Annotated in this window: 13 protein-coding genes and 3 pseudogenes; 11 read left to right on the top strand and 5 right to left on the bottom strand. The window is 68.8% G+C overall.

The features are described from left to right. The first annotated feature begins 67 nt into the window (after positions 1–67). Both AQJ64_RS52560 and AQJ64_RS43320 read left to right on the top strand, forming a co-directional pair. Positions 68–559, top strand: coding sequence for a DUF3500 domain-containing protein (locus AQJ64_RS52560; RefSeq protein WP_079062304.1), 492 nt, complete (start codon positions 68–70; stop codon positions 557–559). 213 nt (positions 560–772) lie between these two features. After that, positions 773–1,765, top strand: a complete 993-nt coding sequence (locus AQJ64_RS43320; RefSeq protein WP_240512475.1) for an amidohydrolase family protein — start codon at positions 773–775, stop codon at positions 1,763–1,765. A gap of 401 nt (positions 1,766–2,166) precedes the next feature. Here AQJ64_RS43320 and AQJ64_RS52590 read toward each other — a convergent pair. Next, positions 2,167–2,442, bottom strand: a pseudogene (locus tag AQJ64_RS52590) (transposase); the annotation flags it as partial. Positions 2,443–2,542: 100 nt separating this feature from the next. Continuing rightward, a pseudogene (locus AQJ64_RS51590) lies at positions 2,543–3,728 on the bottom strand (transposase); the annotation flags it as partial. A gap of 689 nt (positions 3,729–4,417) precedes the next feature. Here AQJ64_RS51590 and AQJ64_RS43310 point away from each other — a divergent pair. Both AQJ64_RS43310 and AQJ64_RS43305 read left to right on the top strand, forming a co-directional pair. Then, complete coding sequence (locus tag AQJ64_RS43310; RefSeq protein ID WP_055631991.1) at positions 4,418–5,077, top strand: TetR/AcrR family transcriptional regulator; 660 nt, start codon at positions 4,418–4,420, stop codon at positions 5,075–5,077. 857 nt (positions 5,078–5,934) lie between these two features. Next, positions 5,935–6,105: a hypothetical protein gene (locus AQJ64_RS43305; RefSeq protein WP_157880838.1), complete on the top strand. Its 171-nt coding sequence runs from the start codon at positions 5,935–5,937 to the stop codon at positions 6,103–6,105. Positions 6,106–6,418: 313 nt separating this feature from the next. Here AQJ64_RS43305 and AQJ64_RS43300 read toward each other — a convergent pair whose 3' ends face one another. Both AQJ64_RS43300 and AQJ64_RS43295 read right to left on the bottom strand, forming a co-directional pair. Beyond that, positions 6,419–6,961, bottom strand: coding sequence for a cupin domain-containing protein (locus tag AQJ64_RS43300; protein WP_157880837.1), 543 nt, complete (start codon positions 6,959–6,961; stop codon positions 6,419–6,421). Between the two features lie 460 nt (positions 6,962–7,421). Beyond that, positions 7,422–8,060, bottom strand: a complete 639-nt coding sequence (locus tag AQJ64_RS43295) for a TetR/AcrR family transcriptional regulator (RefSeq protein WP_063788656.1) — start codon at positions 8,058–8,060, stop codon at positions 7,422–7,424. A 291-nt stretch (positions 8,061–8,351) separates the two neighbouring features. Between AQJ64_RS43295 and AQJ64_RS43290 the strand changes: the two genes are divergently transcribed. From AQJ64_RS43290 to AQJ64_RS43275, 4 genes are all read left to right on the top strand, one after another. Further along, complete coding sequence (locus tag AQJ64_RS43290) at positions 8,352–9,314, top strand: MBL fold metallo-hydrolase (protein ID WP_055631987.1); 963 nt, start codon at positions 8,352–8,354, stop codon at positions 9,312–9,314. Positions 9,315–9,534: 220 nt separating this feature from the next. Beyond that, on the top strand, positions 9,535–11,259 hold the full coding sequence (locus AQJ64_RS43285; protein ID WP_055631986.1) for a thiamine pyrophosphate-binding protein: 1,725 nt from the start codon (positions 9,535–9,537) through the stop codon (positions 11,257–11,259). A 132-nt stretch (positions 11,260–11,391) separates the two neighbouring features. Then, positions 11,392–11,736 (top strand): hypothetical protein, encoded by a 345-nt coding sequence (locus AQJ64_RS43280; RefSeq protein ID WP_055631985.1) that lies wholly within the window; start codon positions 11,392–11,394, stop codon positions 11,734–11,736. 83 nt (positions 11,737–11,819) lie between these two features. Further along, positions 11,820–12,581 carry a carboxymuconolactone decarboxylase family protein gene (locus tag AQJ64_RS43275; RefSeq protein ID WP_240512474.1) on the top strand — a complete coding sequence of 254 codons (762 nt, stop codon included), beginning with the start codon at positions 11,820–11,822 and terminating at the stop codon, positions 12,579–12,581. Positions 12,582–13,649: 1,068 nt separating this feature from the next. Here AQJ64_RS43275 and AQJ64_RS43270 read toward each other — a convergent pair. Next, the gene (locus tag AQJ64_RS43270; RefSeq protein WP_055631984.1) at positions 13,650–14,132 is read right to left on the bottom strand and encodes a hypothetical protein; all 483 of its coding nucleotides are present in this window, start codon (positions 14,130–14,132) and stop codon (positions 13,650–13,652) included. On the opposite strand from AQJ64_RS43270, the pseudogene AQJ64_RS43265 reads away from it, so the two are divergent. The 3 genes and pseudogenes from AQJ64_RS43265 to AQJ64_RS43255 form a co-directional block, all read left to right on the top strand. Next, positions 14,126–14,419: pseudogene (locus AQJ64_RS43265) on the top strand (alpha-L-rhamnosidase-related protein); the annotation flags it as partial. The gene AQJ64_RS43270 and the pseudogene AQJ64_RS43265 sit on opposite strands and share 7 nt — an antisense overlap. Before the next feature lie 152 nt (positions 14,420–14,571). Further along, on the top strand, positions 14,572–16,011 hold the full coding sequence (locus AQJ64_RS43260; RefSeq protein ID WP_244902733.1) for an amidohydrolase family protein: 1,440 nt from the start codon (positions 14,572–14,574) through the stop codon (positions 16,009–16,011). 36 nt (positions 16,012–16,047) lie between these two features. Beyond that, entirely contained in the window at positions 16,048–16,593 is a 546-nt protein-coding gene (locus AQJ64_RS43255) for a TetR/AcrR family transcriptional regulator (RefSeq protein ID WP_055631981.1), read from the top strand. The last annotated feature ends 36 nt before the right edge of the window (positions 16,594–16,629 follow it).

The following is a 16,629-nucleotide window of genomic DNA, read 5'->3' as shown; positions in this document are numbered from 1 at the left end:
GGGCGTGACCGCCCTCCGCCGGTTCACCGCAGGTCGCCGAACGTGACCCCGCTGCACGTCGCCGCACGTGAATCCGAGTGGATCAGGGCTTCAAGATCATCCTGGCGGGGGAGCTTCACGGACCCGGCTCTGGCACGTCGCGTCGACGACATCGACCGCCGGGCCGAGGCGGGCAGCGGATACACCGAGGAGGACCACGCGCGCGTGGCGATCACGGTCCCTCCCCGAGGCATCAGCGCACGCGACCTGGAGGAGGAGCAATGCCAGGGGCTGCGACGACTGCTCTCCCCGTACACCGGCCGGGGCCCGGAGGACCTCGCCAAGTACCACGGCGCCCACCACGCCTCCGGCAGCGTCCTCGACGAGGTCCACTTCAGTCGGGCCGGCAGCCTGGAGGCCGGCCCAACCGCACTACTACCGACTTCACGGCCCCAACGTCCTCATCGCGTACGACGACACCCAACGGCACGCCGACCACGCCCACTCGGTTTGGCGCGACCCGGCCTCCGACTTCGGCGTGGACGTCCTCGCGGAACACCGGGCACGGACCGCCCACTGACGGCGCGCGATGTCGCCCGGTTCAGCCAGAGATCAACTCGACATCTCTGACGCTTTGCTCGGTTCACTTCGCTTCAGCTATTGACGATGATGTGCGCACACTTGATGATTTCATCATCATGATGGCGTTGCTCTGGAGACCCTTCGTTTCGAAGCGCAGGGGCCCTGCGCTTCGGTCACTCCTGGAGACGACGAACAACGCGAGGAGTAGCGCATGACACCGCCGAATGCCCCCGGACGGCCGCCGCTGGCCGGGGGCATCGACGTCCACGCCCACTACATCACCCCACGTTTGCGGGCCGCGATGGAGGCGGCGGGCCACGGGCAACCCGACGGGATGCCCGCCATCCCCGACTGGGGCCCCGAGGCGGCGCTGGCCGCGATGGACCGTACGGGGATCGCCGCGGCCCTGCTGTCGGTGTCGTCGCCCGGAGTGCACTACGGCGACGCGGATGCTGCCAGCGACCTGGCCCGTGAGGTCAACGACGAGGGGGCGTCCCTCGTCCAGGCCCACCCGGAGCGTTTCGGACTGCTGGCCTCGCTTCCGCTGCCGGACCTGCCCGGTGCACTCGCCGAGACCCGGCACGCGTTGGACGACTTGGGGGCGGACGGGATCACCCTGCTCACCTCGTACGCCGGCCGACATCTGGGCGACCCGTACTACGAGCCGCTGATGGCCGAACTCGACCGGCGCCGCGCGGTCGTCCTGCTCCACCCGACCTCGCCACCGTGCTGGGAAGCGACCAGTGCGGGCCGCCCCCGCCCCATGCTCGAGTTCCCCTTCGAGACCACGCGTGCGGTGACCAACCTGATCCTGGACGGGGTCCTCGACCGGTATCCCGCCATCCGTTTCATCGTCCCGCACGCGGGAGGCGCGCTGCCGGCTCTCGCGGACCGGGTCGCCGCGTTCGCCTTGGCCGGCGGTGGCCCGCCCGTCGACGTCTTCGGCGCCTTGCGTGGGCTCTATTACGACCTCGCCGGCTTCGCCCTGCCGCGACTGCTCCCCGCCTTGCTGACCCTGACGGACGCTGACCACCTCCTCTACGGCAGCGACTATCCGTACACCCCGGACTGGGTCGTCCATGGGCTGGCCGAGGCTCTGGCTGACAGTGACTGTCTGACCGGCAACGGCCTGGAGCCGACGCGCCGCGGCGCCGCGGCGACGCTCTTCCCCAGGCTGGCTTCGGCAACGAGCGCACGGGGCTGACCCGCACAATCGTCTCTCCCGCTCTGCTCCCGGACGGAGTCGAAGAGGGAGGTCAGGGCCGGAGTCCCGGCGAGGCTGCCCAGAAGGACATGAAGCGACTGCCGCTCCGACGTGCCCAGGTCGGCAAGGATGTCGCCGTCGAGATCGACGAGGGTGCGGTTCAGGTCGGCCAGGACCTTGCGTCCGTCGGCGGTGATGCCCACGGCGTACCGGCGACGGTCCTGTGGATCCCGGGTGCGCTCGGCATATTCGGCGCGCTCCAGGTCGTCGAGACTCGTCACCATCGTCGCCGGGTCGATGGGCACAGGAACGAGCCGAGCGCCAGTTGCGGCAGGGCTCCGTTGCGACAACACCAGCACGAACAGCGAGTTCAAGGCGGCACGGTGGCGTCGTACGCACCGTGCGACGGTGGAGTGGTCCACGCGGCGGTTCGCGGTGATGGTTCGGCAACCCACGTCGTCCCAGCAAGCCTGCTCGATGCTGCGGGAGGAACGCACTCCCTTGCCGTAGCAGTACGGGAGCAACGCAATCAGCCTCGCGGGAGGGGAGGCCGCCCCGCCCCGTCCGTCGTCACGGTAACTGTTTTCGAACGCCGACAGGTCAAGCAACTCGACGACGTCGAGCACCTTCCAGCACAGGCGCTCGGGCGGCAGCCACTCCCGCACATTCCGCGGCATCTCAAGATCACGTTGACGGTCGCGCGACAGGAAGTTTCGCCCCACCAGCCAAGAGTCCGGCGTCTCCCTGATCCCTGGAACCGAACAACGAATCGCTCTTCACCTTCACCGGGCAGGAGCCGTGCGACAGCCTCGCCAGGTGCGGGCGGAGGTGTCGGAACCCGCGCCGGACGCGAGTCGGGGTGAGAGCAACCCCGGGGCGGGTGGTTTCCTCCCAGGGCTTGCGCTGGTCGGTGGCGAGCGGGGCGGCGAGGCGGAGTTGGGTGTGCGCGGTGATCACGAGCCAGGTCCAGCGGTCCGCCGCCTCTGGTTCACGTAGCCGCGGCCGGGTCCAGCCCAGAGACTGTCTGAACAGACGAAAGGTGTGTTCCAGGTCGAATCTTCGCAGGTAGCAGGACCAGACGAAGTCGACGTCGGCCGGGCTGGCGCGCCGGTGGCCGAGGACCACGGCCAGACCGGTGGCGCGTCGCGGTCGCCGGGCGAGTGATCGACCTTGAGGCGCGGGCTTCGGCCTTGCCGTAGCGGGGTGTGTCGTTCACCGTCGCCACCGACGGTTCCGTCCAGGCCTGCGGCCTCGCGAGGCTGAACTCCTTGCCGTGCTTGGGCGGCCGGCCGCCCTTGGGCTGGTAGACGCGAGGTGGGGCCGGAAGCCGCAGGGCACGGCCCGAACGCAGGCGCCCCACCAACTCGACGGGAAGGTCGCGCAGCAGCCAGGCCAGGCGCATCACGTCGTAGCCGGCGTCCATCACCACCAGGATGTTCCGGTCGCCGCCTTGCCGTCGGCCGGCCGCGATCAGCCTCTGGACCACCTGCCGGAGCTGGCCGGCGGTGACGGCCACCGCATCGTCGGTGGGCCCGAGGCGGATCGTGTCCAGCACCGCGGTCCACGAGGTACGGTCCGGAGTCAGCGCGGCGACGAAGGAGTACGGCCAGCCGGGGATGATCTGCGCGGCCGCTTCGGAGCGGCCATGGACGTGGCAGAACAGCCGTTCCGGCGAGCACGCGGCGTCCGAGCGTAGCCACGGGTAGACGTCCACGGGTGAGCACGACCCGCCCGTCCAGGCGGCCACGGTTCAACGCACCGTACAGCGAGCCGTATCCACGCTGGTGCTCGGCGAGCAGCGACAACTCCACCGGCGTCGTGTCGGGCCGTCCGCGCACAGAAGTGCGTCGGTCAGTTCGAAGAACGCATCCGCTCGCGCGGACAGACACCCGTAGAAGACCGTCCGAAAGCGTGACAGCTCAGCGAACGCGTGCCGCTCGCTGACCTGTTGCAGCACACTCATCCCCACGGCCTTCCTTGTGAACCCCTGGATCTCGTCGCAGAGTTCAGGATCACGAGGAAGGCCGCCCTCATACCCTGCAATCACTCCGAAGAGTGACCACTCGACCGGGCCCGAGGTTAAGGAACAAGCTGAGAGAGGGTGGAGAACCGCTTGGCCGAAGACCACCACGGGCTGCTGGGCGCGCAGCAGCTCATCCGCCAGTCGGTGCGCTCGCGGAAGTGACGCATGTGCCGGTGCTCCGGAGTCGCGGTGCTTCCGGCATCGAGGCCTGTTCAGTGCCCGTTCCGGTGCGGTCCCCGCACAGTGTCCTGGAAGGGCGGGACTGCCGTGCGGGTGCGGCCTGTCGACCAAGCGCGGGTGCCGGTGTCCGGAGACCGGAGCGCCCCGGCCTGATGCATCGACGACCTCTGCGCTGACATCGATGTGCCTGCCGGCCGATGAGGTGGCGGCCCTATGGCCGGCGTTGACGATCCTGATCGGGACGTTGACGATGCAGGGCGTCCCGCCCGGCCGCCGCCGAAAACGGATACGATAAAGCCGAAACTCTTTGTATGGGACACGCGTCCTCAGTCGATCTCGCCGAAAGGGTGACCGTTTTCATGGCTTCGGAGGCCCAGCCCGTTCCGGGAAGTGCCGCCTGGTGGGCGAGCCGGACACCTGCTCCGGCGTACCGGCGCGGGCGCCCCCCGATGGACGCCGGCCGAATCGTCGACACGGCTCTGAAGCTCATTGACGAAGTGGGGATCCAGGCACTGACCCTGCGTATGCTGGCCGATGCCCTGGAGTCGGGTACGGCGACGCTCTACCGGCACTTCACGGGCAAGGACGAACTCCTCGCCCTGGTCGCCGACAGGATCCTGGGCGAAGTCCGCGTCCCGCCCGAGGAGCTGGACGGCCTGTCCTGGCGGGAAGCCGTCAACGCCGTGGCGGAGGCTTTCTATGGCACTCTGTGCCGGCACCCCAACGCGCTGTCGTTGCTGGCGGCCCAGGTTCCCGTCGGTCCCAACGCTCTGCGAGCCAGGGAACGGCTCATCACTCTCTTCCTGGGCCACGGGTTCCCGGTCGGCCTGGCCGCCCGTGCCTTCACGGCCATCGGCCACTATGTGATCGGCTTCGCCATCCAGCAGCACGGCCCCGGGGCCCCGGGGCCGGAGGACCATGCGCAGCTGCGGGACTACTACCTCTCGCTCGATCCGGCCGCCTATCCGGCCACGATGGCCGCGGCCGACGAGCTGACCTCCGTACCGGTGCACGAAGAGTTCTGGTTCGGCCTGGGCCTGCTCCTCGACGGGCTGGAACAGGCCAGAGCCGTCTCGCTGCGGGAGCCCGAAGCAGCCGCGGGGCACTGAGCCTGGCAGTGCGTGTCGTGTCCTCGGCCTCCGCCGGCGTGTCTGTAAAGAGAACCGCTCGGCTGGCAGGGCTCCGCATCGAACACGGCGAGCGCGATGACGGCGCCGGTGTGACCGATCTCGGTACGAGGTGCTCACCGTGGCGTTGCGCGCGGCGGGTATGGCGGCGGTCATGTGCGCTCGTTCGCCGTGCGGGAACCGTCGCCCAGGATGCCCGGGGCGGGCTGCTCCGCTCGTGTCGGCGAGGTCGGGACCGGGCGAGCCTGTGTGCCACGAACACTCGGACGGCTCGCGCCGTGGGGTGCTGGGCGGGGCCCCGCGATTCTGTGGAGTGGCTCGCCGGAGCGGCTGTGTGGCGTCGGCACGGCGCTCGCCCGCTGTCGGTCGTTCCGCCGCTCAGTGCCAGCCGATCCACTCGGCCACGGCGCGGCCCATGACCAGCTCCACGTCGCGGCCTGGCGGCCAGGGCAGTTCCTCGGTGAACATCGTCACCGCTCGTGCCATGAGCAGCGCAGACGTGTGATGGCGCTGCCCCAGAACCTCCGCTCGGCGCCGTACGCAGCGACTACCGCGTCGGGCAGCTTCTCGAAGGGGTTGACCGCGAGGTGGTCGATCGTCAGACGCGTCTGCGGGCGGGCGGCAATGTCTCCGACGGCCGACAGGTACGGGGCATCACCATGAGCCCCACGGGGATCTCGCGCCGGTCGCCGGCCACCCACAGCGGCCCGGACCTGGTGGTGACGTGCGCCGGAGAGGTTCCCTGCACCGACTGGCTTGCGGAGGCGGAGGCAGGGGCGGGGGCGGGGGCATGGTCGACACCGACGCCCAGGTGATCGGCCAGGCCCGCCGTGCCCGGCGTGTTCGCCGCGGGCGACGTCACCCTGCCCGACCGGCGTGCACCGTTCTGGTCCAACGCCGTCTCCCAGGGCAAGGTCGCCGCCGCCTCCCTGCTCGGCCGCCCGCACACCATGCCGCCCCTGGACGACTACTCTGGACCGAGGCCGTCGGCCTCACTTTCAAGGTGGTAGGGCCTCTGCCTCTGTCCTGAGCACTGCTCCGGACCCACCAGTGTGGCGGGCAGCGTGGTTGAAGGGCGCGCTCTGCTCACCTGGACATGGTCCGACGGGCGTTTCACCGGCGTCGCCTATGGCTTGCAGAAACCGGCCACCGCGCTCCGCGCACCGGCTGGTCGGGCGCGCACCTGAGCAGCCATGGCCTTCTGGCGGAACATCCGCCCATCGGCGGCATGAGAACGGGACAGGCAACGCCTCATGGCCGAGCCGGAAGTCGGCTTCGAAGCCCTGGGGCTCCCCAAGGGCTTCGAGCAGCAGATGGTGGGGCCTATTCGGGGAGTTCCCGCGGCAGTGCGTCGGTCATGCTGCCCAGTATCAGGCACGGCTCGGTGCCGCGGTTGCTCCAGCCGTGACTGGTGCCCTGGATCACCACCGTGTCGGACGGCTTCAGCAGGATCTCGTCCTCGTCGAGGACGAGGTAGATCTCGCCCCGGACGATGTGGAAGACATCCAGTGTGTCGGTCTTGTGCATCGTGGGGTGGCGCGGCTTGTCGGCCTGTGTGGGCTGGTGGTTCTCCGCGGCTACTTTGTTGAGGTCGGCGAACAGCTTCTCGGCTGTTTCCGGGTCGGGCTCCGGCCAGAACTCCATGGCGCGTACCAACATGCCGTTCGGGAACGGGGAGCGGGCTGCGCCACCCTCGACCGAGCGATCTCCGGCGATGCTGTTGTCGACCGGGGTTTCGCGGGTCTTCCACAGCGTTGCGCGCCAGAAGAACCCGGGAAATTCCTGCTGGTTGGATACGCCCGTTTGGAGAACGGCCGATTTGCCCTTGTCGTCGAGGCCGACGACGTAACGCTTCAAGTCTGCCATGGTGATCCTCTGAGTGATTGCGGAACGCAGGTGAGCACGCGCCGGAGAAACCGCTGGACAGAGCGGTGGCCGATATGAGGAGAACTGGCCTCGGCTGCGGCGGTGAAGGGGCCGACCCGTTTCGAATACATTGTTGCCACTATTGATTCGTTGCGTCAAGGGGCGATTAATGAATGGTGCGTGCTTGTGGAGGGCGCAGCAGGGTAACCGTGTGCAGGGCTGGAGATGCCAGCTGAAATTCCGCGTGCTCGACGGCTGCACCCATGACCGGCTGGATTTTTCACCGGCTGAATCACGGTGAAGTAAGCGTAATTCCGTATGCGGTTCGGGAACGCGGAAAGGGAAGTGGGGCGGAGGGTGCCGTCGCGGCTCGCGACGTGATGGACCTCCGCCTATTCGAAAGCGAACAGCCTGCTGAGGCGCTGTTCGAAGCCGCCCTCGCGTGCATGCTGAGAGCGAATTACTCGCCCAGTTGTCCTGCGGTATGTGGAGTGGTCGTGTGCCTCTCTCCCCCCGGCCACAGTGCGCGGGCGGCGTCCGGCAGGCCGTCAACTCCCGAGGGGCCCAGAACCGTCAGCTGGAGAATGAAACCGGGCATGATTGTCGCGATCAACTGTGCGAGTTCTTCCGCTGTGGCTCCCTGGGGCAGGGCGCCGGCGTTTTGGTGCTCCCGCACGATCTTGACGACCTCGGCGCAGGCCTCGACGATTGTGGCCTTGATCCGCTCGGTCAGCGCCGGGATGTACAGGGATTCGGACCACACCAGCAGCGTGAGGGCGGCGAAGCCGTTCTCCGCGTGCTTCGCCTTGATGACCTCGAAGAGGTCGGCGAGCGCTTCTCCGATGCCGACCGTGGGTCTTTGATCGGCAAGTTTGCGGACTTCGGCGACCACCTCGCCGAGGTTCTCCTCGGCGATCGCGACAATCATGTCCTGTTTGCCGGCGAAGTACCTGTACACGGCTCCCGTGGACAGGCCCGACTCCCTCAGCACGTCCTGCATGGTCGTCGCGTGGAAGCCGTTGCGCACGAAGCAGCGCCTCGCGGCACTCAGGATCTCCGCACGGCGGGCGTCTAGGTACTCCTGGCTCACCTTGGGCATGCTGGCAGCGTACATGGAAAACGAGCGGTCGTTCTCCTTGACGCCGAGCCGCGATCCGTGCACAGTGGGAAAAGACAACGGGCGTTCGTTTTTTTACGTCTGGCGTGCTTCAGTAGACCCCTGACCGGGCCCCCTCAAGCACAGGACGGCAGCCGTGCGGCTGCGTACCCGAGCCAGCCAGGCACGGCCGGCCACTCAGCGCTCCGAGCTCGCTCGTCGGCCCGTGTCCCCGCTCCTGGAACTCCCCGCCGAGCCGTGGGCACCGCGGACCCGCCAGAAGGAGAAGGAATTATGAAGAAGCGATTCATCGTCGCCGCGGCCGCCGCGGTGCCCGTGGCGCGCCTGGCCCGCAGCTTCGCCTCTTCGCCACTGACTGCGCCTCCCCCTCTGCCCGACTCGATTCCGATTCCCGAGGCCAAACCACCGGCGGACCTGGACGTCGTCGCGGTGCCGACCGGCGTCAACAAGCGTGTCGCCGCCTACGGATACCGCGGCGGGTCGTTCTTCGAGAAGCGCGACTTCAACATGGGTGCCGTCCTCATCCGGCACCCCAGCGGCGATCTGCTGGTCGACACCGGGTTCGGACGCGGTATCGACCAGCAGATGACCACCATGCCGCCCTTGTTCCAGCGCATGACCAAGTACGAGGTGTGGAAGCCGGCCCGGGACCAACTGGAGTCCGCCGGCTACGACTTCGGCCGGCTCGCGGGCATCCTCCTCACCCACGCGCACTGGGACCACGTGAGCGGCCTCCCGGACTTCCCCGAGGTGCCGGTGCTGGTCACCGAGCGGGAGAAGGCCGCCTTCGACAGGGAAGGCCTGCACGGCTACCTCGGCGCACCCTTCAGCGCGAGGGGCATCCCCTGGCGCGTCATCCGCTTCGAGTCCGGGCCCTACCTCGGCTTCCCTCGCAGCCACGACGTTCACGGCGACGGATCGATCGTCTGCGTGCCCGCCCCTGGGCACACCCCGGGCAGCATCATCGTGTTCGTGACGCTCGCCCACCACGTGCGGTACGCCCTGGTGGGGGACCTTGTGTGGCAGCGCGAAGGTCTCACCCGGCTGGAAGAACGCCCCTGGCTGGTGCGGAAGTTCGCCGATCTGGACGCGGACGGCAACCGACGCAATCTCCTGCGGATGGCCTCCGTCCTCCAGCGCATTCCCGACATGATCGTCGTACCCGCCCACGACCAACGCGCCTTCGCCGAGATGACCACCCTCCCCAACGTGATCACCAAGGGCCGCATCCTCTGACCGCGCACGGCCGTGGCTCGAAGAAGGCCGCCGACACCTCGTACCGGACCGTAGGCGTCCGAGGGGGCCCGACGGCTGAGGCCGAGCTTCGACCGACCCCAGCGTTCCACCGAAACCGCTGATACGACCCTCTTGCGACCCGCGGTCTCGATGACGGCCAAGGTGCCGCGTACCAGCGGTGAAGCACCCACACGTTCTGAGCCGATGAAGAGAGAAACTCGTGACGAAAGCAAGCGGTGACACCGCAACGGAAGACAAGACCGAGACGGACGGGTCCCTGGTCGCGCACGCTGTGGCGAGGGCCCTGAAGGACAACGGGATCGACCGTATCTTCCTGGTCACGGGTGGCGATCTGCTGCTCTGGCAGGCGCTGCGCGATCACGGCATCGCCATGCACCTCGCCCGCAGCGAAGCCGCCTCCGTCGTCATGGCCGACGCGTACGCCCGGGTGACGGGCAAACCCGCGGTGGTCTACGGACAGTGGGGGCCGGGTGCGGCGAACGTCGCCGGCGCGCTCGCGGACGCCTGGTGGGCACACAGCCCCCTCGTCGCGATCACCAGCACGGTGTCCACACAGGTCGAGTACAAGAACGAGTACCAGGAGCTCGATCAGCCGCCGATGTTCCAGGCGGTCACGAAGTGGCAGGCGCGTGTCACCCGGGCGGACCGCGCCGGAGAACTCGTCGCACAGGCCGTGCGCACCGCGGCCGCGGGATGCCCACGGCCTGTGCACCTCGACATCCCCTTCGACACGATCATGGAACTCGCGCCGAACGCCCGCTATGCGCCTGCCTTCACGCCCACGCCGCCGGCCCCGTCGGCGAGCGCGGTCGACGACATCGTCAGCAGGCTCGCCCGCAGTGACCGGCCGATGATCCTCGCCGGGAACGGAGTGCTGCTCGCCGATGCCGCGCCCGACCTGGTCGCACTCGCGGAGACCGCGTCCGTCCCCGTCCTGACGACACTCGGCGGGAAGGGCGCCATACCCGAGAACCATCCCCTGTCGGCCGGCGTCGCGGGCCGGTACTCAAGCAAGATCACCAATGAGATCGCGCACGAGGCGGATCTTGTCCTGGCCATCGGTACGGATCTCGGAGGGCTGGCGACCGACACCTACAGGCTGCCCTCGGCCGCCACCGAGGTGGTCCAGGTCGACCTCTCGCCCGAGGCCATCGGCCGGACCCGCGACGTGCAGGCGGGCGTGGTCGCCGATGCCGGCGAGTTGTGCCGCTCACTCGCCGCGGCGCTGGCCTCGGAGCCGGTCACCGACGCGCGCCGCACGTGGTGCGAGTCCGTCCAGGAAAGGCGCGCCGCCTGGAAAGAGGACTTCCAGGCCGTGGCGCGCCGACCTGCCACCGGGCACGTCCGGCCCGAGGCCATCGTCTCGATCCTCCGGGAACTCACCGACGAGCGCGACCTGCTCGTCGTGGACACGGGCTTCATGGGCGCCTGGGGCGGCGCCCTGTTTCCCGTCCACTCGCCCGGCCGGACGTTCCTGCGCGCCGCCGGCACACTCGGCTGGGCCTTCCCCGCCGTACTCGGAGCCCAACTCGCGGCGCCGGCGGGGCAGCGTGCCTTCGCACTGGTCGGCGACGGCGGCTTCGGTTACAACGTCGGAGACCTCGAGACCGCGATGCGACTGGACATCCCGGCGGTGACCATCGTCCTGAACAACGCGAGTCTCGGGTACGAGCACGTCGGCTTCCAGCACGCCCTCGCAGGCGACGTCGTGCACGAGGTCTGCGATTTCATCGACGTCGACCACGCGAAGGTCGCCGCAGCGTACGGACTGTTCGCGGCTCGCGTCGATACGGCGGAGGACTTCCGGGGAGCACTGAAGCAGGCGATCGCCGGCGCCCGCCCGGCACTGATCGACGTCGTGGTCGACAAGGAACGCATCGCCCCGGTCACCACGTTCGACGCGCTGCTCAAGCGCGATGTCTGAGGCGAGCCGGTGACGGCGACGTAGGCATCGTCGACATGACGACGTACTGATCGGCCGGTCCACCGGTGTCTCACCGCCCCGGAAAGGCACCTGAACGCTCGGTGCTCGGCTGTCGAGCACAAGGAGACCACCATGCGACTGCCACTGATTCCCCCTGCGGAGCTGACCGCCGAGCAGCTTCCCCTCTATGAGGCCTTCGAGAAGATGATCCAGGCCGAGGAGTACCAGGGCTTCGAGGTCCGCGACCCCGACGGGGCCTTCGTCGGGCCGTGGGGCGTGATGCTCCACTTCCCCGACCTCGCCGTGCCGCTCGGCCAGTTCATCGACGTCGCCCAGAAGCTGCCGGGCCTGAGCGAGCGGGCGCGGCAAGTCGTCATCCTGACCATCGGCGGCAGGTCAATGTCGCCTACGAGCTCTACGCGCACACCCCGCTTGCCCTGCGCGCCGGGCTGCGCCCGGACCAGATCGCGGCCCTGAGCGCAGGCTCGCGCCCGGCCGACCTGGGCGAGGACGAGCTCCTCGCCGCGGATGTCGCCTCCGCCCTGCCCCGGGGTGGCGCGGTGCCGGGGCCGCTGTACGACGCCGCGGTCGCGAAGTTCGGCCGGCAGGGCTTCGCCGCGGTCGTTTTCATCACCGTCCACTACCTGGCGCTCGGCACCCTGCTCAACGCGTATGACGTGCCCGCCGGCCGCGCCGCGCCCCAGACCGACCAGGAGCGAATCATGCCCGATATCAACGAACTCAAGGCGATGCTCGAGCACCCGGAGGACTTCGGTACGTTCGGGCGCTTCACCGAGACACCGGTCGAACAGATGTCGCCGGAGACGCGCGAGGCCTTCGACTTCACGCTGAAGCTGCGCGGCCTCGTTCCGGGGCCGCACAAGATCTGGGCGGCGAACCCGACGCTCCTCAAGACCATCGCGCCGGTAGGGGCGTATTTCCAGACCAAGTCGACGTTGTCGAAGGCCGAGATCGAGATCGCCACCTGCGTGATCTGCGGGCGCTGGGGCGCCGCGTACGGCAGCTACGAGCACGAGAAGATCGGTGTGATCTTCGGAGGGCTCGACGCCGAGAAGGCGCAGGCGCTGATCGCGGGGCTCCCCACCGCGTTCGACGACCCGCGGCAGCAGATGGTGTACCAGCTCGCCTCGACGCTGGCCGCTGCGCGCATCGTGCCGCAGGGGATGTTCCAGCGGGCGCAGGAGCTGCTCGGTGACGCCGGCATCGTGGACGTGACGGTCCTGATGGGCTGGTTCAGCGCGGTCTCGCTCACCCTGATGGCCTTTGACGTTCCCTCGAACGCCGTCGGCCTCGACCAGTAGGCACATCGAGGCGCCTTCACCAGCAGCCTCGTCGCGTAACGCCTGGCGAGGTTCGCCCCTGGTCCTGGCGGTCCTCGAGCGCGGGGCCTGCGTGACGGTCCGCCGAGTCGGCGGACCGTCACGCAGGTCGTGATCCGGGACGGGCAGTCCTTTGACACTCGTCGTGCCACGTGGTGTCCAGTGCTGGTTCATGGTGCCGGAGGGATGCGTGGGGGCGCCCCTGCCCGAGAGCACGACTGCCACCGCGGAGTAGGCGGGGACGTCGACAGCGCGCACGGTGACGGTCCCGTCGTGGACGGGCACCCGGTTCACCTGGGTGGGCGTGACGGCGGTGTTGGTTCCGGTGTCGGCTGTGGACGTGGTCGCCGTGACGTTCTTCTTGGTGTAGCCGGTGGCGTTCAGTGTCGCGTCGACCTTCTGCTGATCAGCGGTGTCGTTGGCGAGTACGACGCCCTTCTGCCCGTGAACGTTGGTGAAGGCGACGGCGTTGGTGAGGCCGCCCGCGTCCGTGGCCACGGTGGAGAACCGGCCGTCCCCGAGGCCGGCGTCGGCGGAGAGCAGCCGGTAGGCCCGGGTCTGCGGCCACAGGGTCGCGGAGGTTCCGTCCCAGTCGTAGATCGCCTGGGCGATGACGCATCCCGGGCAGTTCTCCTGCGGGTCCAGCGTGACATTGCCCGGGAGCGCCGACATGAACGCCGCTCCGGTGATGATCGGCTGGTTCGCGAAGTTGATCAGGGTGTTGGCGACATAGGTGGTCGCCTGATTGCCGACGACCTGCGGGGCTTTCGTGTCGCCGTAGTAGTTGTGGTTCCACTCGTTGATGCGCGACAGGGTCGGCCGCGTAGGTGTGGTACGAGACGCACGGGATGTCCGTCGCCGACAGCCTCGGGTCCCGGAGGATGGTCCCCATCGCCCCGAAGTCCCCGCCCTGTTTGTCGTCGCCGTCGCCGCCCACGGTGACCGTCCGGTCGACGGCCCGGATCGCACGCACGGTGTAGAAGTACAGGTCGGCGGCAGCGGACTGCTGGGATGTGTAGGGGCTGCCCGACCGGTTGACCATCGAGGAGGTCATCGGCTCGTTGAGGATGTCGATCTGGTCGATCTTCGACGAGTAGTGCACGACGACCTTGCGGATGATGTCCTGCCTGTTGGTTCCGCATGGGTGAGCCAGGCCGGTGCCTGGAGGATGTTCGGCTGCGTGGTCGTCCGGCTCGCCTTGGCGTGATCGAGCCAGGAGAGCACACTCCAGTCCCCGTTCTCCGGGTTCTGGACGCCGTCGACGTTGCCGACGTAGTCCTGAAGGGTCGTCCCCGCGAACTTCCCGGCGAAGAGCCGGTCGACGTGCAGGGCGCCCCGTTCGAGTTTGACGCCGACACGCTGCAACTTCGGGTGGACGTCGTCCTGGTGGTCGCGGCTGGGCTCGTTGGCGAGCCCGAACAGGGCGGGTTGCGCGGCCGGGTTCACCACCTGGGCGAAGTCGGCGGTCAAGGCGGTCGGTGCGGCGGTCGACGCGGCGGACGCCGGGTTGGCCGTCGGCAGGGCGCCGACCATGGTGGCGGTTCGAGTGCTCCAACGAGCAGGTGAACCGGCTGCACGAGAACGTGGTGTGGAGCCTGCGCGGCAACTTCGTCGACCTTCCCACCGACTGCCCGCAGCGCGACGAGCGGCTCGGCTGGACCGGCGACATCCAGGTCTTCGCGCCCACCGCCGCCTTCCTGTACGACTGCCACGGCATGCTCGGTTCCTGGCTGCGCGACGTCGCCGTCGAACAGCACGACGACGGAACCGTGCCCTGGTACGTACCGGCCGTCCCCGGCGGCCCCCAGTGGACAGCAGCCCTTGACGTCACCCTCTATAATGGAAACACTGTAGCCGTTATGGCCTGCCGGGATTCCGCCTGATCCCGGCCACCGGTGCAACCTGCGGCCCGCTGATCCGCCACAAGCGCGACGGACGGCCCGCAGTCCCGCTGCCGCACGGGTTCGCGCATGTGGCGGTCTCGGCAGCCGACATGAACCGCCGCCCAGGCGATGACGCCTCTGGCAAGGAGTTGCGACATGTACGCGAAGAGTCACGCCCTCGCCGGCGCGGGGTCGGTCACATGAGCCGCACGTTGTTGCGCGGCGCGCAGGTGATCAGCATGGCTCCCGGCCGACCGGATGTGGAGCGCGTCGACATCCTGGTCGATGGCGACAGCATCGCTGCTGTGGGCGAGCACCCGGGCAGACCCGACGACGACACCGTCGACTTCTCGGGGCGCATCGTCCTGCCCGGCCTGATCAACGCACACCTGCACACCTGGCAGGCCGCGCTGCGGTGCGTGGGCGCCGACTGGACCCTGTTGCAGTACCTCACCCACCTGCACGGCGGCATCGCCCGCCACTACAGCCCCGACGACCTGTTCATCGGCACCCTCGCCGGCGCGCTGAACCAGATCAACTGCGGTACCACCACGATCGGCGACTGGTGTCACAACAGCCTGTCGCCCGCGCACGCCGACGCGGCGGTGGCTGGACTGCTGGAGTCGGGGATCCGCGCGGTTTTCCTGCACGGGACGCCCTATCGGGCGCCAGACGTCGCCCACCCGCTCCCCGAGATCGACCGGCTGTTGGAGGGCGCCGTCGGCGGGCACACCTTGCTCACCCTCGGGATGGCCGTCCAAGGGCCGCAGTATTCGACGCCCGATGTTGCGGTGGCGGATTTCCGGGCCGCCGACGAGCGCGGTGTCGTCGTGTCGATGCATCAGAGCGGCGGTGAGCCCACGGCCGCCTGGGACGCCGTGCGCACCGCCGGCCTGTTCGGGCCCCGCACCAACGTCGTCCACGGCTCCGGCCTGACCGACGACTGGGTCAAGACGCTGGTCGAGGCCGGCGTCAGCTTCACCACGACCCCCGAGAACGAACTCGGCCAGGGCCACGGCACCCCCATCACCGGACCACTGCTGCGGCTCGGCGCGGCACCCTCGCTCGGCACCGACGTCGACAGCGTCGTGCCCGGCCAGCTCCTCACCGCCGCGCGTATCGCTCTGGCTCACCAGCGCGCCCTCGATCACGAGCACCACCGGCGGTCAGGCGGCGCGGCATCCGAGCGACCGTCGATCACCGGCAAGCAGGCGCTTTCCTGGGCGACGGTCGAAGGAGCCCGAGCACTCGGCCTGGCTGATCGAATCGGCCGGATCGAGCCGGGCATGCAGGCCGACCTCGTCGTCATCGACGCCCGCGCACTGAACCTTTGGCCCGCCCATGACCCGATCGCCGCGGCGTTGCACGCCGAGATCGCCAACATCGAAGCCGTAATGATCGCCGGCCGATGGCGCAAGCGAGAGCACTCCCTGCTCGGAGCAGATGTCGCAGGGGTCAGGGGACGACTGCTGGACTCCGGGGAACGGCTTCTCCGCGTGTTGGACATGCCCGGCATACCGCGGTCCTGATGCGGTGCCACCTGTTTCGGAGGGGAGGAGCGCCCGGTGCCGCGCAAGGCTCTGAACAGGGAGCAGATCGTCCAGGCCGTTGTCGGACTGCTGGACGCTGAGGGAGCCGACTCCCTGAGCATGCGTCAGCTTGGCAGCCGCCTCGGTGCCACGGCGGCGGCGGTCTACTGGCACGTGAAGGACAAGGAAGAGGTTCTCGTGCTGGCCGCCGACGCGGTCTGGAGGGAAATTCAGCTGCACGACCTGGAGGGGAGCGGGTGGCGGGCGGCGGTCACGACCATGGCCAACGACCTGCACGCGATGACCTTGCGGCATCCGTGGCTCGTACCGGCCATGAGTTGCCATGCCCCGCACGCCCCTGGCAGAGCCCGCTATGAGGACCACCTGCGCGCGGCGTGCGAAGCCGCCGGGTTCACCGGGCGGGAAGCGGAGCAGGCGACGAAGACCGTGCTGACGTTCGTGTTCGGCACCGCCTTCGGTGAACACAAGGGCGAGGCCACCGCGTCGACCGCCGAGGATCTGGCCTTCGGCCTGCAGGTGATTCTCGACGGTCTCCAAGGCCGACTCGACGCTCGGCCATGAGCACGGCGCCGGTTCCGTAACGGTGCCCAACGGCCG

This window comes from Streptomyces griseoruber, assembly GCF_001514205.1.
Lineage (GTDB): Bacteria > Actinomycetota > Actinomycetes > Streptomycetales > Streptomycetaceae > Streptomyces > Streptomyces griseoruber.
The sequence above is the reverse complement of the archived record's forward strand: the minus strand, read 5'-3'. Positions and strand labels throughout refer to the sequence as shown.